The 22,666-nt window shown below is 63.7% G+C and carries 19 protein-coding genes and 1 pseudogene; 10 read left to right on the top strand and 10 right to left on the bottom strand.

What is annotated here, in order from left to right:
* Positions 1–34 precede the first annotated feature (34 nt).
* Both ACE4QZ_RS15140 and ACE4QZ_RS15135 read right to left on the bottom strand, forming a co-directional pair.
* Entirely contained in the window at positions 35–295 is a 261-nt protein-coding gene (locus ACE4QZ_RS15140; RefSeq protein ID WP_003247746.1) for a DUF1652 domain-containing protein, read from the bottom strand.
* A gap of 274 nt (positions 296–569) precedes the next feature.
* Positions 570–1,217 carry a DUF1345 domain-containing protein gene (locus tag ACE4QZ_RS15135; protein ID WP_021781680.1) on the bottom strand — a complete coding sequence of 216 codons (648 nt, stop codon included), beginning with the start codon at positions 1,215–1,217 and terminating at the stop codon, positions 570–572.
* 173 nt (positions 1,218–1,390) lie between these two features.
* Here ACE4QZ_RS15135 and pgm point away from each other — a divergent pair, with 173 nt between their 5' ends.
* The 4 genes from pgm to ACE4QZ_RS15115 all read left to right on the top strand — a co-directional run bounded on the left by pgm (position 1,391) and on the right by ACE4QZ_RS15115 (position 7,033).
* Positions 1,391–3,028 (top strand): phosphoglucomutase (alpha-D-glucose-1,6-bisphosphate-dependent), encoded by a 1,638-nt coding sequence (pgm, locus tag ACE4QZ_RS15130; protein WP_021781679.1) that lies wholly within the window; start codon positions 1,391–1,393, stop codon positions 3,026–3,028.
* A 78-nt stretch (positions 3,029–3,106) separates the two neighbouring features.
* Positions 3,107–3,619 carry a sigma-70 family RNA polymerase sigma factor gene (locus tag ACE4QZ_RS15125; RefSeq protein WP_021781678.1) on the top strand — a complete coding sequence of 171 codons (513 nt, stop codon included), beginning with the start codon at positions 3,107–3,109 and terminating at the stop codon, positions 3,617–3,619.
* Positions 3,616–4,560 (top strand): FecR domain-containing protein, encoded by a 945-nt coding sequence (locus tag ACE4QZ_RS15120; RefSeq protein ID WP_028697286.1) that lies wholly within the window; start codon positions 3,616–3,618, stop codon positions 4,558–4,560. Before ACE4QZ_RS15125 ends, ACE4QZ_RS15120 begins: the two co-directional genes overlap by 4 nt.
* 67 nt (positions 4,561–4,627) lie before the next feature.
* On the top strand, positions 4,628–7,033 hold the full coding sequence (locus tag ACE4QZ_RS15115) for a TonB-dependent receptor (RefSeq protein ID WP_031321932.1): 2,406 nt from the start codon (positions 4,628–4,630) through the stop codon (positions 7,031–7,033).
* A gap of 125 nt (positions 7,034–7,158) precedes the next feature.
* On the opposite strand, the gene ACE4QZ_RS15110 is transcribed toward ACE4QZ_RS15115, so the two are convergent.
* Entirely contained in the window at positions 7,159–8,097 is a 939-nt protein-coding gene (locus tag ACE4QZ_RS15110) for a LysR family transcriptional regulator (protein WP_003247757.1), read from the bottom strand.
* Positions 8,098–8,245: 148 nt separating this feature from the next.
* Between ACE4QZ_RS15110 and ACE4QZ_RS15105 the strand changes: the two genes are divergently transcribed.
* Positions 8,246–9,073 (top strand): amidohydrolase family protein, encoded by an 828-nt coding sequence (locus tag ACE4QZ_RS15105; RefSeq protein WP_021781674.1) that lies wholly within the window; start codon positions 8,246–8,248, stop codon positions 9,071–9,073.
* A gap of 286 nt (positions 9,074–9,359) precedes the next feature.
* Here the strand turns inward: ACE4QZ_RS15105 and ACE4QZ_RS15100 are convergent, their stop codons facing one another.
* On the bottom strand, positions 9,360–9,776 hold the full coding sequence (locus ACE4QZ_RS15100; protein ID WP_014590706.1) for a RidA family protein: 417 nt from the start codon (positions 9,774–9,776) through the stop codon (positions 9,360–9,362).
* Positions 9,776–11,095 (bottom strand): flavin-containing monooxygenase, encoded by a 1,320-nt coding sequence (locus tag ACE4QZ_RS15095; protein WP_279935453.1) that lies wholly within the window; start codon positions 11,093–11,095, stop codon positions 9,776–9,778. Before ACE4QZ_RS15095 ends, ACE4QZ_RS15100 begins: the two co-directional genes overlap by 1 nt.
* Positions 11,096–11,412: 317 nt before the next feature.
* On the opposite strand from ACE4QZ_RS15095, the gene ACE4QZ_RS15090 reads away from it, so the two are divergent.
* Entirely contained in the window at positions 11,413–12,090 is a 678-nt protein-coding gene (locus ACE4QZ_RS15090) for a DUF1028 domain-containing protein (RefSeq protein WP_014590707.1), read from the top strand.
* The gene (gene argE / locus ACE4QZ_RS15085; protein WP_021781671.1) at positions 12,083–13,243 is read left to right on the top strand and encodes an acetylornithine deacetylase; all 1,161 of its coding nucleotides are present in this window, start codon (positions 12,083–12,085) and stop codon (positions 13,241–13,243) included. Before ACE4QZ_RS15090 ends, argE begins: the two co-directional genes overlap by 8 nt.
* Before the next feature lie 41 nt (positions 13,244–13,284).
* Here the strand turns inward: argE and ACE4QZ_RS15080 are convergent, their stop codons facing one another.
* The 3 genes from ACE4QZ_RS15080 to ACE4QZ_RS15070 form a co-directional block, all read right to left on the bottom strand.
* A complete protein-coding gene (locus ACE4QZ_RS15080) occupies positions 13,285–14,553 on the bottom strand; it encodes a carbohydrate porin (protein WP_021781670.1) in 1,269 nt (422 codons plus the stop codon).
* 109 nt (positions 14,554–14,662) lie between these two features.
* Positions 14,663–17,080 carry a glucose/quinate/shikimate family membrane-bound PQQ-dependent dehydrogenase gene (locus ACE4QZ_RS15075; RefSeq protein ID WP_021781669.1) on the bottom strand — a complete coding sequence of 806 codons (2,418 nt, stop codon included), beginning with the start codon at positions 17,078–17,080 and terminating at the stop codon, positions 14,663–14,665.
* Positions 17,081–17,342: 262 nt separating this feature from the next.
* Positions 17,343–17,693 (bottom strand): cupin, encoded by a 351-nt coding sequence (locus ACE4QZ_RS15070; RefSeq protein WP_021781668.1) that lies wholly within the window; start codon positions 17,691–17,693, stop codon positions 17,343–17,345.
* A 117-nt stretch (positions 17,694–17,810) separates the two neighbouring features.
* Between ACE4QZ_RS15070 and ACE4QZ_RS15065 the strand changes: the two genes are divergently transcribed.
* Together ACE4QZ_RS15065 and ACE4QZ_RS15060 are read left to right on the top strand one after the other, a co-directional pair.
* Positions 17,811–18,716 (top strand): LysR family transcriptional regulator, encoded by a 906-nt coding sequence (locus ACE4QZ_RS15065; RefSeq protein ID WP_021781667.1) that lies wholly within the window; start codon positions 17,811–17,813, stop codon positions 18,714–18,716.
* Between the two features lie 106 nt (positions 18,717–18,822).
* Complete coding sequence (locus ACE4QZ_RS15060) at positions 18,823–20,022, top strand: MFS transporter (RefSeq protein WP_021781666.1); 1,200 nt, start codon at positions 18,823–18,825, stop codon at positions 20,020–20,022.
* A 48-nt stretch (positions 20,023–20,070) separates the two neighbouring features.
* Here ACE4QZ_RS15060 and ACE4QZ_RS15055 read toward each other — a convergent pair whose 3' ends face one another.
* A complete protein-coding gene (locus ACE4QZ_RS15055) occupies positions 20,071–20,682 on the bottom strand; it encodes a LysE family translocator (RefSeq protein ID WP_021781665.1) in 612 nt (203 codons plus the stop codon).
* A gap of 104 nt (positions 20,683–20,786) precedes the next feature.
* Here ACE4QZ_RS15055 and ACE4QZ_RS15050 point away from each other — a divergent pair.
* Positions 20,787–21,799: pseudogene (locus ACE4QZ_RS15050) on the top strand (GlxA family transcriptional regulator).
* Here ACE4QZ_RS15050 and ACE4QZ_RS15045 read toward each other — a convergent pair.
* Positions 21,766–22,617 (bottom strand): CAP domain-containing protein, encoded by an 852-nt coding sequence (locus ACE4QZ_RS15045; protein ID WP_021781664.1) that lies wholly within the window; start codon positions 22,615–22,617, stop codon positions 21,766–21,768. The pseudogene ACE4QZ_RS15050 and the gene ACE4QZ_RS15045 sit on opposite strands and share 34 nt — an antisense overlap.
* Positions 22,618–22,666: the final 49 nt, after the last annotated feature.

Here is a 22,666-nt window from a genome sequence, read left to right as displayed (position 1 = left end):
TTGATACTCGGTGAGGCTGCGTTGAAAACAGAGCCTAGACTGCATCGCGCAAGGTAAAGGCGGGTATGAAGGCGTCCATTTCCGCCTCGACGGCCTCGATGATGCGCTCTACATCGGCGGCGGCCATGATCGCTGCACAGGGGATGCCCGCAATCGCCAGCAGGGTCTCACCGCTGGCGCGGTCGAACAGCCGTGCAACCATGCTGCGTGGCGCATCCATGCTGGCCTCGAAACCCAACGGATGGAAATGCCAGCGCATCACCTGGCAGGCGTTGGGGAACGTCATCTTGTTCATGCCAGCCTCCTTGTCCGTACCTGGACGTGATGAGCGGGTGGCCACATCGATGCGGCCGCCGGGAAAGTAAAGATAGCACCTGCTACGTGCGATTTTCGGTTGCAAGTACGACAAATGTGCGAATGCATGACAGGGGTCACACCCTTGTCACGGGCGCAGTGTGTCGGTTGACTGCATGGCAAACGTTTTCCCGACCGCAAGGTGTCAGGTAACCATTGGGTTTGGTGGATTTCGCTGGCGCTAGACGCGCAGGTTTTTCAGACGAGCGGCTTGGTCAACCTAGCAACCCGGCGGCGATGTTGATCGTGAACCCGAGAATCGCCGTATTGAATACGAAGCCCACCAGCGAATGCGCCAGCACCACCCGCCGCAACCCTCGTCCGGCGACGCCAACGTCTGAGGTTTGCACCGCCACGCTGATGGTGAACGAGAAGTAATGGAAGTCCCAGTAATCAGGGTTGCGCTCGCCATCAGCGAAGCGTAGCGGCAGTTCGTGGCTTTGCCCGGTGTAGAACAGGCGGGCGTAATGCAGGGTGAATATGCAGCCGATCAGCAGCCATGAACCGGCGACGGTCAGGCCGGTATAGAGATAGTGCACGGCCAGGTCCGTGCCTTGCAGGCCGCGACTGGAGACCAGTTGCAGGGTGACCGCGGCAAGGCTGGCGATGGCGGCGATGCACACGGTCAGCAGGACCAGGCCCGCGTTCTCGTCTTCGACGCCGGCGACCTTGCGGACCTTTTCCGGGCTGGCTGTCCAGCTCAGGTAGAGCACCAGCAGCAGGTACAGCCACACCCCCAGGTTCCAGCCAGCGAGGATGTGTTGCACGGTATCACCGGCGGGGATCAGCCAGGCGCCAGCGAGGCCGACTATAGTGGCGAGGCTCAGGCGGGGGTGTGTGCGGGTCAGACGATGGAAAGCCATAGAGCCTTATTCACAATGGGTATGGCTTGAACTCTAGACCGTCATAGGGTTGGGCGGGGTGCGCTGTACCCAGCAGGGACCGGGGTTTCTTTGATGCCCCCATCGCACGGCATTGCAACTCTCAGTACACTGCACGTTCCAACACCAACATCCGTTGAACTCGAGGTTTTTGCATGACGCTCAGTCCTTTGGCAGGCAAGCCGGCTCCGGCCAGCGTGCTGGTCGATATTCCCCGGCTGCTCACCGCCTATTACACCGGCCGCCCAGATGCTGCCGTGGCGGCCCAGCGCGTGGCCTTCGGCACCTCGGGGCACCGGGGCAGTTCGCTTGAATTGAGTTTCAACGAGTATCACGTCCTGGCCATTAGCCAGGCTATCTGCCTGTACCGCCAGGAAAAAGGTATCGATGGCCCGCTGTTTATCGGCGCCGATACCCACGCCCTGTCAGCTCCTGCGGCCGCCAGTGCCTTGGAAGTACTGGCCGCTAACGGCGTGCAGGTGATGCTGTCCAAGGATGACGAATACACGCCCACACCGGCTGTGTCCCACGCCATCCTCTGCCACAACCGTGGCCGCACACAGGGTCTGGCTGACGGTATCGTCATTACCCCGTCGCACAACCCGCCACAAAGCGGTGGCTTCAAGTACAACCCGCCCAACGGCGGGCCGGCCGACAGCGACGTGACCAAGTGGATCGAGGGCAAGGCCAACGAACTGCTGGCCGCTAACCTGGCCGGCGTCAAGCGTATGGACCATGCCCAGGCGCTGCTGGCGCCGACCACCCACCGCCACGACTACGTCAGCACCTATGTGGCCGACCTGGAAAACGTCATCGATTTCGATGTCATCCGTCGCGCCGGGTTGCGCTTGGGCGTCGACCCGCTGGGCGGGGCAGGGGTGCGCTACTGGTCGGCGATTGCCAAGCACTACCAGCTGGACCTGGAAGTGGTGAACACCGAGGTCGACCCGACCTTCCGCTTCATGACCGTCGACTGGGACGGCCAGATCCGCATGGACCCTTCCTCGCCGTATGCCATGCAGGGCCTGATAGGCCTGCGTGAGCGCTTTGACGTGGCCTTCGCTTGCGACCCGGACCACGACCGCCACGGCATCGTTACCCCTGATGGCTTGCTGCAACCCAACAACTACCTCGCCGTGGCCATCGACTACCTGTTCCGCCACCGCCCGCAGTGGCGCAGTGACGCTGCCGTGGGCAAGACCGTGGTCTCCAGCGGCCTGATCGACCGCGTCACCCAGCGCCTGGGCCGTAAGCTGTACGAAGTGCCGGTGGGCTTCAAGTTCTTCGCCCAGGGCCTGTTCGACGGTTCGCTCGGTTTTGGTGGCGAAGAAAGTGCAGGGGCTTCGTTCCTGCGCCGCGATGGCTCGGTGTGGGCCACCGACAAGGACGGGTTGATCCCGGCCTTGCTGGCCGCCGAAATGACCGCCCGTACCGGGCGTAACCCGAGCCAGGCTTATGCCGACCTGACCGACGCGCTGGGCAAGCCGTTCGCCACTCGTGTCGAGGCCAAGGCGGACGCGCGGCAGAAGGCGTTGCTGAGCAAGCTGGCGCCGGAGCAGGTGAAGTCGACCGAGCTGGCCGGTGAGCCGATCGTGCAGATCCTCAGCCATGCTCCAGGCAATGGCCAGGCGATTGGCGGGCTCAAGGTGATGACGGCCAATGGCTGGTTCGCCGCGCGCCCGTCGGGTACTGAAGACATCTACAAGATCTACGCCGAAAGCTTCATCGACGAGGCGCATTTGCAGCGTCTGGTGCAGGAAGCACAAGTGCTGGTAGATGAAGCAATTGCCTGACCGGTAACAAAGCGCTTGGTTCTGTGGCGTGATGTAAATTAGAATTAATCTTATTTACTCCGCTGCAGGACTCACCTCATGATCGACGCCGCGCCGCCACCGGAGCCTGGCCTGCCTGCCCTGTACCGGGAGCATCGTGGCTGGCTTGAAACCTGGCTGCGCCGGCGTATGGGCAATGCCTGGGATGCCGCCGACCTCAGTCAGGATACATTTCTGCGCATTCTGGCCAGCGCCCAGCCGCTGGCAGACATACGCGAACCGCGCGCCTATCTGCTGACCGTGGGCAAGCGTTTGCTCAGCAACTTCCACCAGCGACGTAGCCTGGAGCAGGCCTACCTTGATGCCTTGGCGCAGTTGCCCGAGCAACACGTGCCGTCGCCAGAACAGCGCTGGGTACTGCTGGAAACCCTGCAGGCACTGGATGAACTGCTCGACGGCCTCAAGCCGGCGATACGCAAGGCCTTTCTCTGGCACCAGCTGGAAGGTTTGGGCTACGCCGAGATTGGCCAGCGCCTGGGCGTTTGCCAGCGCTCGGTGAAACGCTACATGGCGCAGGCTTACGAGCATTGCCTGTTGGCCGAGTTGCGATGAGCCCCCACACCCCAGAAACCCGCGAGGCGCTGCGTGCTGCGGCCCGTTGGCTGGCACTACTGGATTCTGGCGACGCAAGCGAAGCTGACCTGCTGCGCCTGGCGCAATGGCGCGCCAGCAGCCCCCTGCACGAAGACGCCTGGCAAAAGGCATCGCTGCTGCGAGCGCGGTTTGCCGGGTTGCCCGGCGCATTGGCGATGGCCGCCCTGGATCGCCCGGATGCCGGTCGTCGGGCACTGCTCAAACAAGCCCTGGGTGTGTCGGCGTTGCTGCCGTTGGCCTGGCTGGTGAGCCGTGAGCTGCCGCTGGATGCCTGGACCGCCGACATGCGCACCGCGGTAGGAGAGCGCAGGCAGGCAATGCTGAGCGACGGCACCTTGTTGCAGTTGAACACCGACAGTGCGGTCGATATCGAGCTGGGTGCAGGCCGCGTGGCACTGGTGCGCGGTGAAGTGGCCGTCAGCGTGCCCGCTAACCTGAGCCTCACCTTGCAGGTGCCTTACGGCCGGGTGGTGCTCAGTGAGGGCGAGGTGTGCCTGCGCCTGCTTGATGAGGCCTGCCGGGTGTCGGCGATCAAGGGTGCAGTCAGCCTGCAACCGCTGCGTGGTCCAGCCGTGATGCTACAGGCCGGCCAACAGGCCAGTTTGCAGGCGGCCGGCGTTGGCCCTGTCAAAGCCTTCGACGAATGGCAACTGGGCTGGCGCGAAGGCGCGCTACGGCTGGACGACCGCCCGTTGGGCGAGTTGCTGCGCGAACTGCGCAGGTATCGCCCCGGCGTACTGCGCTGGGCACCAGAACTGGAGCGCTTGCGTGTGACCGGCACGTTCCGCCTTGACGACACCGACCGGGTGCTGGCCCTGCTCGCCGCCAGCCTGCCGTTGCAAGTGCAGACCCGCACGCGTTATTGGGTGAGCCTGACCGCACGAGAAAAACGAGCATGAGGCTGTCCCCTTTTTTTCACTCGCCGGTCATTACCGGTAGGAGAAAATAAAAGGGGAGCCTTGTTCAATGCCTGCAGTAAAATCTTGCCGCCTGCGCCCACTGGCGCGCGCAGCACATCCATTGTTCGCGATGAGCCTGCTGTTGTGTGCACCCACCTGGGCCGATGAGCCGGCCCGGCGTACGTTCCAGGTAGCGCCAGCCAGCCTGGGTGCTGCTTTGACCCATTTCGCCGACCAGGCCGGTGTCAGCCTTTCGCTGGACCCGGCATTGGTAGAGGGCCGGCAAAGTAACGGCTTGTCCGGTCGTTACAGTGTCGATGAAGGCTTCAGCCAGTTGCTGCGCAGTAGTGGCCTGCAGGCGCTGCCGGTGGGTGAGGGGGCCTTCACCCTGATGCCTGCCCCCCAGGGCAGTGGCGCTCTGGAAATCGCCCCCACCAGCATCGTCGGCGGCCTGGCCGCAGGCAACGAAACGCAGCCGTATGCCGGTGGCCAAGTGGCACGCCAGGGGGCACAAGGCTTGCTCGGTTCGCGCGACTTCATGGAAACCCCATTCAGCATCAGCAGCTACACCAGCGACCTGGTCAAGAACCAACAGGCGCGCACCTTGGGCGAACTGATTGCCAGTGACCCTTCAGTGCGTGCTACCAACCCGGCGGGCGGGCGTTTCGAGCAGTTCACCATTCGCGGCTTCAGCCTGTTCAACAGCGATGTGGCCTACAACGGCCTGTATGGCATCTTGCCGACGTATTCGATCGACATGGAAATGGCTGACCGGGTCGACATCATCAAAGGCCCCAGCCAGTTGATCAACGGCATTTCGCCGCGTGGCAGCGTGGGCGGCGGTATCAATGTGCAGCCCAAGCGAGCCGCTGACAAGCCGATCACCGAATTCACCGGCAGCTACGCTTCGGCCGGCCAGGCTGGCGGCGCAGTGGATATCGGCCGTCGCTTTGGTGAAGACCAGCAGTTCGGCGTGCGCTTCAATGGCGTGAAGCAGGCCGGTGACACCGAATGGGATCACCAGCGCGTTGACCGCGAAATGGCGGTGCTGGGCCTGGATTTTCGAGGCGAGCGCCTGCGGCTCTCGGCGGACCTTGGCCACACCGAACGCGACACCGACGCCCCGCAGGAGCGTGTGCTGGTCGGTGCCAATGCCAAGGTGCCCAATGCCAATGATGTACGTCACAACTACGCCCAGGCCTGGAGCAAGGCGCGTACCAACGACACCTTCGGTGCGCTGAACGCCGAGTACGATATCAGCGAGTCGCTGCTGGCCTATGGTGCGGTCGGCGCGCGCAAGAGCAACCACGACTTCCTTCGCCATAACGTGTCGATCACCAACGATGCCGGCGACTTCACCGTGCAGCCGCGTGACTTTACCCGGGACGAGTCAGTGCGCACCGCCATGGCCGGTTTGCGTCACTGGTTCCATACCGGGCCGGTGAGCCACGAGCTGAACCTGGCCGCCAGCTATTACTACATGGACTTCACCAACGGCGGTGCGCGCTATGCCTCGGCGCCGAGCAACCTCTACAACCCGGTGGCCGCACCGTCACCCGCTACGCCAACCCGCCTCGACCCCGAGGTCTACACGGAAAACCGCTTTTCCGGCGTGGCCCTGGCCGATACCCTTGGCTTTTTTGACGACCGCCTGCTGTTGACCCTGGGGGCGCGCTGGCAACGGGTGCAGGTGGATGACTGGAGCGACGGCGTCAAAGGCGATACGGGCTATGACGAAGAAAAGGTCTCGCCTTCTGGGGGCGTATTGCTCAAGGTCACCGACCAGCTCTCGTTGTACGCCAACTACATGGAGGGTCTGAGCCAAGGCAAGATCGCCCCCTCGACCTCGATCAACGAAGACCAGATCTTCCCGCCGTTCACCAGCCGCCAGATCGAAGTGGGGGCCAAGTACGACCTCGGCCAGGTGGCCTTTACCGCCAGCGCCTTCCGCATCCGCCAGCCAGCCTACGAGACCAACCCCGCCTCGCGGGTATTCGGCCCCAATGGCAAGCGTGACAACCGCGGCATCGAGCTGAGTGTGTTCGGTGAACCGGTGCAGGGCGTGCGGGTGCTGGGTGGGGTGATGTATATCGACAGCGAACTCACCGACACTGTCGGCGGTGCCTACGATGGCAACCGTGCGCCGGCCACGCCCGAATACAACGTCAATCTGGGGGCTGAATGGGACGTGCCAGGGGTGAACGGCCTGACCTTCACAGCGCGCGGCATTCACTCAAGTTCCCAGTACCTGGACCAGAACAACAGCAAGCGCATCGACGGCTGGGAGCGTTATGACCTGGGTGCACGTTATGCCTTCAAGGTGGACGCCACCGAGGTTACCTTGCGGGCCAGTGTCGAGAATGTGCTCGATGATCGCTACTGGAGCTCGGCAGGGGCGTCGGATGACAGTGAGCCGGGGTTGACCCTGTCCACCCCGCGGACCTATCTGCTCTCGGCCACGGTCGGCTTTTAAACCGCACCCTTGTATACCCAGCGGAAGCGGACGTGCCCGCGAATCTGGCGACTCGGTGCACGGCACCGGCTTCGGCAGTGTTCGCGGCTGAAGCCCTTCCCACAGGGGAGCAGTTGCGTAGATGATCAGCCCGGCGCAAGCGCCCGCCCCAGCTTCTGCGCCTGCCCCTGCAACACCCGCATCAACTGCAGCGCTGCATGCGAGGGCGGCTCGAAGCGCGAATAGACGAAGCTGATATCGAAGTGAATCTCATCGGCCAACGGCACCACCGCCAGCCCGCTGTCCTGTGCAACGAACTCGTCGATCACGCTGATGCCCATGCCTTGCTTGACCAACGCCACAGCCTCGTTGGCATTGGTGAACGACAACAGTGATTTCAGTTGTAGCCCGCGGCGCCCGATGTGTTCGGCCAACAGCTTGCCAAACGGCATGTCGGGCCGGAACAGCAGCAACGCGTGGCCCTCCAGCTGCTGCAGGGTCAGCGCGGGCTGACCGGCCAAAGGGTGACCCGGCGGCATCACCACTACCATGCGTCCACGCATGAACGCTTGCGAATGCAGGTGGTCGTGCACCACCGGCAGGGCGGCGATCGACAGGTCGACCTTCTTCGACAAGATCTGGTTGGGCATTTCGCCCATCAACGAGGTTTGCCACTCGATATTCAGTGACGGTGATTCACGCTTGAGCTGGGCCAGGGCCATTGGGATCACCACCGTGGACAACGATGCACTGCACGAGATACGCAACTTGCGCTGGCCGCCAGCGCCCAGCGCCAGGGCACATTCGTTGACCTGCAACGCTGCCTGGTACACCCGCTCGACCTCGCGAAACAGCACCTGCGCTTCGGCCGTCGGCACCAGGCGGTTGTTGACGCGCTCGAACAGCGGGTAGGCCAGGCGCGCTTCGATGTACTGGATCAGCTTGCTCACCGCCGGCTGCGACACATACAGCAATTTGGCCGCCGCGCTGATCGAGCCCGTCAGCATCACCGCCCTGAACACTTCCATGTGCCGAAGTTTGAACACCATGGGGCTTGCGTCCGCGCCTTCGTTGCCAAGCAGCATGTGTATTACCTTCGGTTATGGTTTTCGCCATCTGGGTATGAGCGTCAAAGCCGGCCACACAGTATCGTGAACCCCAGCCTAATCGCCCTTGCGGCGCACAATAACAAGATCTGCAGACAAGCGCAGTGGCGCTTGACGGGAGTGCTGCGTGAACATATTTGACGAAGCGAAGATCGATTGCCATAACCATTTGTTTGACCCTGCCCGTTTCCCCTATCACCCCGATGCACCCTATGCGCCCTCCGGCCAGGAGGTCGCCACCCAGGCGCAGTTCACTCGGGTGATGGACGCTTACGGCGTACAACATGCCTTGCTGGTGGGCCCCAACAGCGGCTACCACACCGACAACCGCTGCCTGCTGCATGCCTTGGCCAGCGGGCAGGGGCGGCTCAAGGGGGTGGCGGTGGTCAAGGCGGACATCAACCTCGATGCGCTGGCGGCGTTGCAGGCGCAAGGCGTGGTGGGTATCGCCTTCAACCCCGCGCTGTACGGGGTAGCCAGCCTAAAGGGCGTTGACGGGCTGTTCGGCAAGCTCGCCGAGCTTGGCATGTTCGCCCAGCTGCAGGTGTGTGACGACCAGTTGCTGGACCTGCACGGCCTGCTGCAAGGCTCGCAGGCTCGTCTGTTGATTGACCATTGCGGCCGCCCGGATGTCGCTGCCGGTGTGCAGCAAGCCGGCTTCCAGGCGTTGCTGCGGCTGGCCGACAGTGGCCGCGCCTGCGTGAAGCTGTCAGGTATGCAGAAGTTTGCCGCAGCGGATGCCTTGTTCGAGCAAAGCAGTGCATACGTGCAGGCCCTGCTCGAAGCCTTTGGCGCCCAAGCCTGTGTGTGGGGTTCGGACTGGCCGTTCATTCGCCAACCCGCGCGGGTGGACTACGGCCCGCTGCTGAAGCTGGCCGAGCGCCTGATGCCGGATGCCCGGCTGCGCCGCACGGTGATGTGGGAGACCCCTCGGCGATTGTTCGGGTTTGCCTAGCCGGTGGCCTGTGTGGCATCGGCCTGGCGACAGCCTTTACCACGGGTTTTGTGTTCGGCCTCGGCGGCGGGAGGGCGACCTATTGAATGGGCAGGACTTGGCACACCTGACGGCGTTGGAGCTGGCGGCGGGTAGCCAGCCGCGCGCGAACTGCGGGCGACGTGTCAGCGTGGAAGTGTCGTCCGTTGGCGTGCCCGTACCTCAACGCTTGCAAGCTGCGGCACGGGCAACCCAGGCGTGGCTGGACGGGCAGGTGGCAGTCACCCGCCGTCATTCAGGCCTGTGGTCATTGCTGATCGGGCACCACGGCGATCACGTCGATCTCCATCAGCCATTCGGCCTGGGCCAACCCGGCCACCACCAACCCGGTGGAAATCGGGAACACGCCCTTGAGCCACTTGCCCACCTCTTTGTACACCGGCTCGCGGAAGCGCGGGTCGGTGATGTAGGTGGTGGTCTTGACGATGTGCGACAGGTCCGAGCCGGCTTCTTCAAGCAGTTGCTTGACGTTCTTCATCGCCTGTTCGGTTTGTGCGCGCGGGTCACCCAGGCCGACCAGTTTGCCTTCGAAGTCGGTACCGACCTGACCGCGCACGTAGATGGTATTGCCCGCCCGTACGGCCTGGCACAAGTCGTTGTCCAGGGTCTGGTTGGGGTAGGTTTCCTTGGTGTTGAACATGCGGATGCGAGTATGGGTAGGCATCAGTGGGCTCCGAGGGTGCTGACATTGCTGATCTTGGCAGTTTGCTGCTCATCCTCTGCGCGTTGCTCGCGGTCGCGGTAGGCGGTGTAGGTACGCTGCGTGGCAATGTGGCCGGCTACGTGCTTGGCGTCGTGCCACACCCCCCAGATGAACGATGAACCACGGCGCGACAACCACGGCAGGCCGAGGAAGTACACGCCCGGTTCGCGGGCCACACCACGCTGGTGCTGGGGCTTGCCGTTGGCATCGAAGGTGTCTACCTGCAGCCAGCTGAAGTCCACGCCGTAACCGGTGGCCCAGATGATGCTGCTGACGCCGGCCTTGGCCAGGTCCAGTTGCTGCAGCGGGTTGCGCATGCACTCCGGGTCGGCCAGGCGCTGGCGGGCTTCGGGCTCTTGCGGCAGGTCCAGGCCGTTGCGTTCGATGTAGGCATCGGCCGCATCCAGTAGGGCCAGGTAGTTTTCGTCGCCGCGGTTGATGTTCTCGACCAGGTTGTCCTGGAAGCGCGCTACGCCGTTTTCAAACGACTGGGTCAGGCCGACCAGGGTCATGCCCTGGTGGGCGAGGGCGCGGAAGTCCACGGTGTGGCCACCGCGGGCGCCGCTGACCGCGATGGTCACATGCTCGCGACCGGGCTTGGCAATTTCTGCGTCCCACTCGCCCAGTACGCCCAGCCACCAGCAGAAGTCGCGGTTGCGGTAGGCACGCGGCGGGCGGTCGTGGGCGCCGACCGACAGGTACACCTGGCGTCCGGCACGCATCAATTCCTCGGCAATCTGCACGCCGGAGGAACCGGCACCGACCACCAGTACCGCGCCTTCAGGCAGCTGCTCTGGGTTGAAGTAAGCGGCGGAATGAATCTGGTGCAGGTTGCTGTCTTTCGGCGCGATGGCCGGGATCACCGGCTTCTGGAACGGGCCGGTGGCGGCGACTACGCGGTTGGCGCGAATCACGCCTTCATTGGTTTCGATGGTGAAGCCTGGGCGGTCGCTGTTACGCACCACGCGCTTCACTTCAATGCCGGTGCGCACGGGCAGGTTGTACTTGCGTACGTACTGCTCGAAGTAGTCGGCCACCTGGTCCTTGCCGGCGAACGCATCGGCGTCGAGGTTGAATTCCAGCCCCGGGAAGCGGTCGTGCCAGGCCGGGCCGTTGGCGACCAGCGAGTCCCAGCGGCCGGTACGCCAGGCCTGCGCGATGCGGTTGCGCTCCAGTACCAGGTGCGGCACGCCAAGCTTGCTCAGGTGTTCGCTCATGGCCACGCCGGCCTGGCCGGCGCCGACGACGAGGGTGTCGATTTCGAGGTTGTTCAGTGTCATGTCCGAGCCCTTGTTCAGGCGGTTTTTGTCAGGTCGGTTTGGAGGACCGCCGTTGCCTGGAGCCAGACTAGGGATGCCGTGGAAATGGCGAAAATAGTATTTAGCTGGTGCTTGCCGATAAAACGGCGAAGGCCTTGAGTTCTCTGGCCTGCGGGGTGGGTTGCCCGGGTGGGTGAGGTGGTTTTTCGAGCGGGTGCAGAGAGCGGCGCCTTGAGCATAGTTTTTTCCTGCCTACCCCCTCGGAAAAAGGTCGTTTCGCCCGCCAGAAGGTTCCACTCAGAATGCCGTGTATCGCACAGCACAACAGGAACCATGACATGACGTTCTCCATCATCGGTCGTTGCCAGGAAACCGGCCAGGTCGGTATCGCCATCAGCTCGTCGAGCATCGCCGTGGGTGCCCGTTGCCCCTGGGTGCGTGCCGGTGTGGGCGCGGTCTCTACCCAGAACATCACCCTGCCGGCGCTAGGCCCGCAGATTCTCGATGCCCTTGAGCATGGCCAGTTACCGCCTGCCGCTGCGCTGGACAGGGTGCTCAGTGCCAATGGCTGGAGTGAGTACCGCCAGGTCACGGTGATCGACAGTCACGGCCAGGTGGCATTGTTCACCGGGCGGGAAGCACTGGGCACACACCATGCAGTGGCCGGCGAACAATGCGCGGCGGCTGGCAACCTGCTGTCCTCGACCCAGGTGATCGAAGCCATGGTGCTGGCCTTCGAGCAGGCCGGCGGCCATCTGGCCGATCGCCTGCTGGCAGCCATGCACGCGGCGATGGCAGCGGGTGGCGAAGCCGGGCCCGTGCACTCGGCGGCGCTGAAGATTGCGGGCGAGCTGACCTGGCCGCTGGTGGACCTGCGCGTCGACTGGGCCGATAGTGACCCGATCGGCGTGCTTGATGGCCTGTGGCAAGCCTATCGCCCCCAGATGCAGGATTACGTTACCCGCGCCCTCAACCCGACCGCCGCGCCAAGCTATGGGGTGCCGGGCGATGAGTGAATTTGCCAGCCGCGCGCTGCTGGCCCGGCTGATCGGCTTTGCCACGGTGAGCCGCGACTCCAACCTGGCGCTGATCGGTTTTATCCGTGACTACCTGGCCGAGTTGGGAGTGGAATGCGAGCTGTTCCATAACCCGGAGGGCACCAAGGCCAACCTGTTCGCCACCATCGGCCCCAAGGATGTTGGCGGTGTGGTGCTGTCTGGCCATACCGATGTGGTGCCAGTGGATGGCCAGGCCTGGACGGTCGAGCCGTTTGCCCTGAGTGAGTGTGAAGGCCGCCTGTATGGCCGCGGCACGGCCGACATGAAAGGCTTTATCGCCTCGGTGTTGGCTGCTGTACCCGCTTTTCTCGCCCAGCCGTTGCGCATGCCGGTACACCTGGCATTTTCCTATGACGAAGAAGTCGGTTGCCTGGGCGTGCGCTCGATGCTGGCTGCCCTCGAACAGCGCCCGTGTAAACCACGGCTGTGCCTGATCGGTGAACCTACCGAACTCAAACCGGTGCTGGGGCACAAGGGCAAGCTGGCAATGCGTTGCCAGGTACAGGGGGCGGCGTGCCATTCGGCGTACGCGCCGTATGGGGTGAATGCCATCGAGTATGCGGCGAAACTGATTGGCAAGTTGGGTGACATCGGCGATGCCCTGGCACTGCCGGCTTATCACGACGAGCGCTTCGATCCGCCGTTCTCCACGGTGCAGACCGGCGTGGTCAAAGGGGGCAGGGCGCTGAACATCGTGCCGGCCGAGTGCGAGTTCGATTTCGAAGTACGCGCGCTCCCTGGGTTCGAGGCGCAGGCGGTGGCCGACCAGTTACAAACCTATGCTGAAACCGAGTTGCTGCCACGTATGCGCAAGGTCAACATCGCCAGCGCCATTCGCCTGGAGCCGCTGAGTGCCTATCCGGGGCTGGCGACACCGGAGGACAGCGAGGCTGCGAGGTTGGTGGCGTTGCTCAGTGGCTCGGATACGTTCGGTACGGTAGCGTTTGGTACCGAAGGTGGCCTGTTTGACCAGGCGGGCATCCCCACCGTGGTGTGCGGGCCTGGCAGCATGGACCAGGGCCACAAGCCGGATGAGTTTGTCAGTGTCGAACAGTTGCGGGGCTGCGATGCCATGCTGCTGAGGCTGGTGGACTACCTCAAGCAGGCTTGATGGTCGCGACGGTGGATGGGCCGCAGCGCGGCCCCGGTGACTCAGAAGGTCGCCTTGACCTGCAGGCCAACCACCAGTGCGTTGTCGATGTCTTTGCCCGAAAACGCCCCTGGCTCGATGATGTATTGCACATCCGGGCGCAGGTTCAGCCATGGCGTGGCCTGGTAGCCGTAGCTCAGTTCGATCAACTGCTCGGCGCTGTCGATATCCGGGAACTGCTGGCCCGCGTTGAAAGCGGCATCTTCCAGCACGTCGCGGCTACGCGGGTTGGGCACGGCCCGGCCATAACCCAGTGCCACGGTATCCTTCGGGCGGCCTTCGAACGGTTTGTACAGCACCACGCCGGCGCCATACCACTTGGTGAACGGCGAAGCAGCCTTGCTTGACGCCGAGTACTGGCCGAAGGCGTGCAGGCTTCGGCCTGGGGAGGCCTGGTCGTTCCACACTGCCTGGTCGACCAACAGGTAATGGCCACCTCGGCCGGACACTTCATCGTCGCTGCCGATGCGTTTCACATCGGAGCTGTCGTAGTAGTAGCCCAGCTTGTACTCACCTGGCAGTTCACCTTGCAGCTTGTAGATAAGCTCTACCGGTACCACGGTGCCGGTGGTGTGCTTGGGCCCCAGGTGCCAGGCGCGGCTGGAGTTGCCGTTGCTTTCGGGGTCAACGTTGAACGCCGCCACGCGCAGTTGCCAGGAAGGCGACAGGTCGTACTTCACCCGCACACCGAGGTGGGCGTTGGGGTAGTTGGCCCAGCCACTGCCGCCGGACATGTTCAGCGGGTGGCCGCAAAAGCCGGCGTTCATGAAATTGCACAGGATGCCGCTGTCCAGGCCGCCGAGGTCGTTGCCCATGGCCATGTAGCCGAGCTTGACGTTGAGCGCCGGGGTGAACAGCGTGCGCTCGTAGCTCAGCTCGGTCAGGCGGGTGTAGAGGCCGCCGTAGTTTTCCTGGATCGGCAGGCGGTTGCCTACCAGGTCTTCCGAGGCGCTGTTACCGCGGCGGTCGTTGATGGTCAGCTGGACCTTGCCGCCGTTGTCCAGGCCGTACAGTTTCGACAGGTCGAACTGCACGCCCAGCTTGACGTTCTGCGAATAGCGCGCCGAGCGGTGCAGGCCACCATGGGCGTTGTAGGCGGTTTCACCGCTGTAGTCGCCGGTGATCTTGACGCCGTCTTCTTCGAGTTGATGGCGCAGGCCGCCCCAGTCACCGGTCAGGGTGCTGCGGGTCAGCAGGTCGTCGTTGGCAAGGGCAGTGGTGCTGGCCAGGGCCAGCAGCAGGGTGGGGGTGATGCGAATTGCGGATGGCATTACAGAATCTCGGATTGTCTTTGAGGGGCATTCGCGGGCAAGCCCGCTCCTACAGGGCCGGTGTAAGCCTTGTAGGAGCGGGCTTGCCCGCGAAGCAGGCGACGCGGTCTTACGGCAGAGCGTAAGAAATCACGTAGTCGCCACGATCAGTCGACTGGCGTGCACCGCCAGCAGTGATCACCACGTATTGCTTGCCGGTTTTCGGCGAGACGTAGGTCATCGGGCCGCCCTGGCTGCCAACGGGCAGGCGAGCCTTCCAGATTTCCTTGCCATTGCTGCTGTCGTAGGCGCGCAGGTAGAAGTCCTGGGTGCCGGCGATGAACACCAGGCCGCCTTGGGTCGACAGGGTGCCGCCCAGCGTTGGCAGGCCGATCTTGATCGGCAGGTGCATGCGGATGCCGAGCGGGCCGGTGTCTTCAACGGTGCCGACCGGTACCTGCCAGGCTACCTGGCGGGTCTTCATGTCGATGGCGGTCAGGGTGCCGAACGGCGGTGCCTGGCATGGAATGCCTGCGACCGACAGGAAGCGGTTCTTGTTCACGGCATACGGGGTGCCCTTGAGCGGTACCGCGCCCATGCCAGTGTTCAGTGCTTCGCCACCGGATGCTGCACCACCTTTGTTCTGCGAAGGAATCATCTGGATCCACAGGCCCAGACGCATGTCGTTGACGAAGATGAAGCCATGTACCGGGTCGGTAGAAATGCTGCCCCAGTTCATGCCACCCAGCGAACCCGGGAAGCTCAGCGACAGGTCGGTGCCCGGCGCGGTGTACAGGCCGTCGTAGCGCATCTTCTTGAAGTCGATGCGGCACAGCAGCTGGTCGTAAGGGGTGGCACCCCACATGTCCGATTCGGTCAGGGTCTGCGCGCCAATCTGCGGCATGCCCACCGACTTGGGCTGGGTAGCGGAGTACGGCTCGTTCGGGATGTTGCTTGGCTTGACCGGTACTTCGTCGACCTGGGTCAGCGGTTTGCCGGTGGCGCGGTCGAGCACGTAGATCTGCCCGGCCTTGGTGCCGATCACCACGGCAGGTACCGACTGGCCGTCGTCCTTGGTGAAGTCGATCAGGCTTGGCTGCATGGGCAGGTCGAAGTCCCAGAGGTCGTTGTGCACGGTCTGGAACACCCACTTCTGGTTGCCGGTGGTGGCGTCCAGGGCCAGCACCGAAGCGCCGTAAGTGTGGTCCAGTTTGCTGCGCTCTACGCCGTAGATGTCAGTGGACGACGAACCCATCGGCAGGAACACGGTGTTCATCGCCGGGTCGTAGGACATCGGCGCCCAGCTGTTCGGGGTGCTGCGCACGTAGGTGCTGTCGGCCTGTGGTGCCTGGCGATCTTCCGGGTTGCCCGGGTCGAAGGCCCAGCGCATTTCACCGGTGATCACGTCAAAACCACGGATCACGCCACCTGGCATGTCGGTCTGGACGTTGTCGGCAACACGGCCGCCGACCACTACGGTAGTGCCGGCCATCAGTGGTGCCGAGGACAGCTGGTAGTAGGAGTCCGGTACATCACCCAGGCCGGCCTTGAGGTCAACCTGGCCATTGTTGCCGAAGCCCTGGCAGAACTCGCCGTTGTCGGCGTCGACGGCAATCAGGCGGCCGTCGATGGTGTTGGTCAGCAGGCGACGCTGGCAGTTGGCACCGGCCGCTACGCTAACGCTGGTGATCGGCGAGCTGTTCGGCTGGGTTGGCTGGGCGATGGCGGCAGTGGCGTCGAAGTAGGCCATGCCACGGCAACGCTGCCAGACCTTGGACTGGGCGTTGATTTCGTTCTTCCACAGTTCTTTGCCGGTGTCGGCATCGAGTGCGATCAGGTTGTTGTGCGGGGTGCAGATGAACACCTTGCTGCCGATCTGCAGCGGGGTGAGCTGGTCTTCGGCACCGTTGCCGTCACTGATCGCGACGTCGCCGGTGTGGTAGGTCCACGCTACCTTCAGCTTGTTGACGTTGTCACGGTTGATCTGGTCAAGCGCGGCGAAGCGGCTGCCACCTTCGGTGTTGCCGTAGTGGGCCCAGTCTTTCTGTTCCTTGCCGGTTTCGACTGGGGTCATGCCAGGGCCTTTGCCGTTGGGAGCAACGCTTGGGTGGGCAACGAACATGTTGCCGACAGCGACCACCAGCACCACGGCCATTACCCCGGCGACGCCGTAGGCACCGCGCCCGGCGCTGGCGCCATTGGCACGCGCCAGCAGCGGGTAGACCAGCGCCACGACCATGCCGATTGCGCCGAACATGAACAGGCGCGAGAACAGCGGCCAGAACACCAGGCCCGCATCGATCAGTGCCCAGATGGCAGTGCCGATCAAGAACACGGCATACAGCCAGGCGCCAGCCCTCTTGCGCCGAGCAATGAGGACACCGGCGATGGCCATGGCCAAGCCGCCGATCAGGAAGTACCAGGAACCGCCCAGACCGGCGAGCTTGACGCCGCCAGCAGCCAGGAGGAGGCCGAGCAGGGCGACGATCACGCCCAGGCCGACCAGGATGAAGTGTGTGGCGCCAGAGGCGCGCGGTGTTTCTTTCATGCCAGGGATCTCAGCAGGTGGAATGCGCGCAGTTTAAGCCCTTAGCTTGCTAATTAACAAGTTGGTACATAATTGAGCGAGGCTGATTGTCGCAGGGCTGAACTTACGAAGATGTGGCTAAAAGTATAGATAAGGTGCTGAAAAACGCATTGAACGGGGCGTTTATGAGGCCTCTTCGATTTGTATTCATGCTTTGGTCGTAAGCCCAACCTTGCACGGCGACGGGGCAACTGCGCCTTGTGCACGGGCAGGCATGGCCCCTTCATGCCGGCCATGGGGTGCTGCTGCTATAGAACACCGCGAGCCAGATGGTGGCTGTGCCGGGCGCGGTCCATTCCACGCGGTGGCGGTGGTGCGGGGGGATGTCCAGACAATCGCCCGGCGCCAGCAGGCGGGTGTGGCGCTCGTGCTCGAAACGCAGGGCGGCAGCCCCCCTGAGCAACATGATCCACTCGCCTTCGGCCTGGTCGTACCAGAAGCCGGGTGGGCTTGCCTGCCCGCTGGAGACGATACGCTCCACGCGTACGCCTGGGCGGCTGAGCAATTCGTCGACACGTTCGGCGCTGGCGGGATCGCAGGGCGGCAGGGCGGTCAGCAGGTTGTTCAGCGTCATGGCAAGCCTCCTTGGAATTGGGTTGATTTCACTATGGACGCGATTGCCGTGGGGCGCGCTGCTTGACCCGCTCGGCGGTTTGTAAGAACTTTCCGGTTTTTGGAAGACGGGCTGAACATGGACAAGCTGCTGGCGATGAAAATGTTCGTGGCCACTGTCGATGCTCAAGGCTTTTCTGCTGCCGCGCGCAGGCTAGGGCTGGCGACATCGTCGGTGACACGTCTGGTCGATGCCCTGGAAGCGTCGTTGGGCGCCACCTTGCTCAACCGTTCGACGCGCCAGGTCAGCCTGACCGAAGCCGGCGCCCGTTACTACGAGCGGGCACGGGGCATTTTTGAAGCACTGGACGAGGCTGATGCCAGCATCGCCGATCGCGGCGAGGAGCCTGTTGGTGTACTGCGCCTGAGCCTGCCAGTGGAGTTCGGCCGGCGGGTCATCGCCCCGCACCTGGGGCCGTTTCTGGCGCAGCACCCGGCACTGGAACTGGACATCGACCTCAGCGACCGCCTGGACGACTTGCTTGACGGGCGCTATGACCTGTCGATTCGCCTGGGCGACCCCTCGCCCAATGACGAGCTGGTGTGCCGCCGGCTGGGCGGTTTTCAGCGTTGGCTGGTGGCCAGCCCGGCTTACCTGGCCGGGCGTGAGCCACTGCAGCATCCCCGGGAGTTGCTTGACCATGCCTGCCTGCGCTTTCGCTATGGGCAGAAAGCGCGCCCCTGGCGCCTGACCTGTGGCCAGGACAGCCTGGAGCTGGATGTAAGCGGGCCATTGCGCAGCGCCAATGCCGACATGTTGCGTGAAACGGCACTGGCAGGCAGTGGTATCGCACTGCTGGCCGACTGGCTGGTACGCGAGGATGTGCTGGCGGGGCGCCTGCAGCGGGTTTTCCCCGACTGGCAGGCCAGCCCTGGCACGGCCAATAGCAGCATCAACGCCTTGTATATGCCCAACCACCGGGGCTCACGGCGGGTAAACGCATTCATCGACTTTTGCGAAAATTTGCTCATACGCGGCAACTAGTGTTGCGCTGTGCGCAAAGCCGCATTGCGCCACCGCCGGATTCTCGGCGATGGCGTGCATGGGTAAGGTGGCCAGCATCTCCCCATCCCTTGTCGAGGAACTTCGCATGAACCCCTCCCTTGCGACAGCGCAACCGGCAGCCGCCAGCCTGAGCCGGGCTCTGGTAGTGCTGCTGGCGTTCTGCTGCGGCGCGATCGTCGCCAACATCTACTACGCCCAGCCCATCGTCGGGCTGATCGCACCGGACCTTGGGCTGTCCACCGAGCATGCCAGCCTGATCGTTTCTCTCACTCAGCTGGGATATGCCCTGGGCCTATTGTTGCTGGTACCGCTGGCCGACCTGCTGGAAAACCGCCGCCTGATGGTGGCCACCGCGGTCCTGGCGTGCGTCAGCCTGCTGCTGGCGGGTACCAGCAGCAGCGGCCAGGGCCAGCTGTTCCTGGGTTACGCACTGCTGATCGGCTTCAGTTCGGTGTCGGTGCAGATGCTCATCCCGCTGGCAGCGCATCTGGCGCCGGAGCAGCAGCGTGGTCGTGTGGTTGGTAACATCATGGGCGGCTTGCTGCTGGGCATCCTGCTGGCGCGACCGCTGTCGAGCCTGGTGGCCGACCACTTCGGCTGGCGTGCGGTGTTCATTGGCGCCGCAGGGGTAATGCTGGCGATCATCCTGCTGCTGGTGTTGACCTTGCCGCAGCGGCGTCCCGAGCACAAAGCCAGCTATGCCGGGTTGATGCTGTCGCTGCTCACACTGCTGCGTCGTTATCCGCTGTTGCGCCAGCGTTCGTTTTACCAGGCACTGATGTTTGCAGCGTTCAGCCTTTACTGGACGGCGGTGCCGATGGCGCTTGCCGGTGAGCATGGCCTGTCACAAAGCCAGATCGCTGTGTTCGCCCTTGTCGGCGCGGTGGGTGCCGTTGCTGCGCCCATGGCCGGCCGCCTGGCCGATGCCGGGCATGCCCGGGCCGGCTCGCTGCTGGCGCTGTTGCTGGCGCCAGCGGCCTTGTTGATGGGGCTGACAGTGCCGGGTTACAGCGTGATTGGCCTGGGCCTTACCGGCGTGTTGCTGGACTTTGCGGTGCAGATGAACATGGTCATCGGCCAGCGCGAAGTGTACGCACTGGACCCTGCCAGCCGCGGGCGGCTGAATGCGGTGTACATGACCAGCATTTTCCTTGGCGGGGCGCTGGGGTCGGCGGTGGCCAGTGCGCTGTTCAGCCAGTTTGGCTGGCAGGGTGTGGCACTGGTGGGGGCGGGGTTGCCGGGTGTGGCGCTGGTTGTGTTTCTACTCAAAGCGCGCCGGGGTTGAACCGGTACGCGATGGAGGGCACGGGCTTCGCCCGTGTTCGCGGGCCCGCTATCGGCCAAGCGGCAGCGCCAGGCCAATCAAGGCAAACAGGCTGCCGCAGCAGCGATTGAAACCTTTACCTCCCTTGGCCAGCCAAGGCCGAATGCGAAACGCCAGGCGTGCCAGCAAATACTCGACCAGGAACTCGACGCTGGCAAAGGTCGCGGCCATCACCGCAAACTGCAGCACCAGCCCTCGCTGTGGGTCGATGAACTGCGGCAGGAAGGCACCATAGAACAGCAAAACCTTGGGGTTGGCCATGGCCGAAAGCAGGCCCTGGCGAAACAGCCCCGCATTGCCGCGCCGCGCGCTTTGCTCGGTCAGTTCCAGCTGCAGGCCTGGGCTGCGCCACAGTTGAATGCCTAGCCAGATCAAATAAGCCCCACCCACCCACTTCAGGACGCCCAGCACCGACGCCGAGGTTTGGAGCAGTGCGCTGAGGCCGTACATGGCCAAGGCGATGAGGGCGCTGAAACCCAATACCCCGCCCACGATGGTGAACAGCGTTCGTCGTGCGCCATATAGCGCGCCATGGGTCAACGCCAACAGGCTGTTAGGCCCCGGGGTCAGCGACAGACCGATGCTGGCCAGCAGGTAGATGAGCCAGGTGTCCAGTGCCATGCTGAAAAATACCTTGTTCGAGAGAGGGCGCCAGTCTATGGCGCAACGCTCAAGCTGGAAGAGTATTATCTGGTCATAAAAGGGTCTTTTCTGGACGTGGTTTCATGCCGCCCGACATCCGCTTGCTGATCATGCCGTTACCGGATTTTGCCTTGCTGCCGTTTGGCGCCTTTCTCGACAAATTGCGCTTCAGCGCCGACGACGAGGACTACAGCCAGCAACGCTATTGCAGCTGGACGGTGGCGGGGCTCAGCCTTGAGCCGATACCGTCGAGCAGTGGCGCGGTACTGCAGGTCGAGGCCATTGCTGATCAGCTCGAGCTGAACTGTTTCGACTACCTGGTGGTGTTTGGCGGCCGCAGTGCCATGGCCACCGCAGCGCTGGCGCCACGTTACCAGGCTTTGCTCAGGCAGGCCGCCAAGGCGGGTGTCAAGCTGGTGGGGGTCGACAATGGCGCCTTCCTGCTGGCGGCCTGCGGCCTGCTGCAGGGGCACAAGGTGGTGGTGCACTGGCGTCACGAAGCCGAGTTTCGTGCTGCTTTTCCGCAGTTGCAGCTGCTGAGCGAGCAGTTGTACTGCATCGATGGCAATCGCATCACGTGCGCCGGTGGCACTGCCGCCATAGACCTGGCCGTTGCCCTACTTTCACGCGCTTGCGGGCGAACGCGTGCGCTCAAAGGGCTGGCTGACATGCTGGTGGACGAGACCCGCGACAGCCGTCACGCCTTGCGCTCGCTGGAGCTGGGTGCCGGTCAGGGGCGCCAGGTGCAGCGGGCGCAAGCACTGATGCGTCATCACCTGGGCACGCCGTTGGCCGTGGAGCAACTGGCTGCGGAACTGGGCATCAGCCGGCGTCAACTGGACCGGCAGTTCCAGGCCAGCCACGGCATGAGCACCAAGGCCTGGTGGCTGGAGATGCGCTTGCAGCAGGCGCGCTGGCGTTTACTCAACTCCAGCCACAGCCTGGCGCAGATTGCCGATGAGGTGGGCCTGGGGGATGCCAGCTACCTTGGCAAATGCGTGCGGCGTCGGTTTGGTTGTACGGCCTTGCAGTTGCGTGCAGGCAATTGCCCCTTCACGTGACCTACTGCGGCGTCCCGAACACGCCTGTCCAGTAGATCCCGGCATCACTCTTGGGGTCCACCGCATAGGCAGCGCCCAGTTCACGGAAAGCCGGATTCATCAGCGTGGCGCAGTGCCCCGGGCTGTCCAGCCAGCCGTTGACGACCTTTTGCGCTGTGTCACGCCCGGCAGTGATATTTTCGCCGATCTGCTGGTACAGGTATCCGGCCAGTTCCGCCCGGTCACCGGGTGTGCGGCCATCTTTATCGATGTGGTCGAAGAAGTTCTGGTTGGCCATCGCCCGTGTGTGGTTGGCGGCGACCCCGGCCAGCACTGTGCTCCAGCTGAGTGCCGGGGCGGCGGCAAACGGCTGGCCGCCGCATTGCCGTGGCACCTTGCGCGCGGCGTTGACCTCCTGCAGCACCTTCTGCCCCTCGGCTTGCCAGTCGCCCAGGCGGCCGGTGAGCAGCGGCCGTGCCAGCACGATGCGCCAGTCGCGGCCCTCCTGGCTGACGCCGATATCGACGAATTGCGGATCGAGCACCACCTGGCAGAAGCTTTCCTCAATGGCATGCATGGCGGCGCGTGCATCGCGTGGCCCCGACAGGCTGATGGCCTGGACGCTGACCATTGGGTAGGCGGCGCGGGTCATGGCCTGTTGCAGGTCGCGGGTGCCCTCTGGCGACAGCGCCAGACGTGTGTCGCTGTTGAGCGGCGGCAGTTCCAGCGACGCCCCGCCACCGCAGGGCTGGGCCTTGCTGCGGTAGACATTGATCGAATCGATCAACTGCGCCTCTTCGCCGGTGGCTGCCAGCGCCCCGGTCGAAACGACCAGGCCCAGTGACAAGGCGACAACGGATGTCAGGACGCGCATGTGGATCTCCCTATGACTGGCAGCGTCGTGGTGTGCGCTGCTCATCCTA

Source organism: Pseudomonas sp. DCA-1 (assembly GCF_046523955.1).
Taxonomy (GTDB): Bacteria; Pseudomonadota; Gammaproteobacteria; order Pseudomonadales; family Pseudomonadaceae; genus Aquipseudomonas; species Aquipseudomonas putida_Y.
Note: the sequence above shows the minus strand (reverse complement) of the source record. Positions and strands in the feature narration are given on the sequence as shown.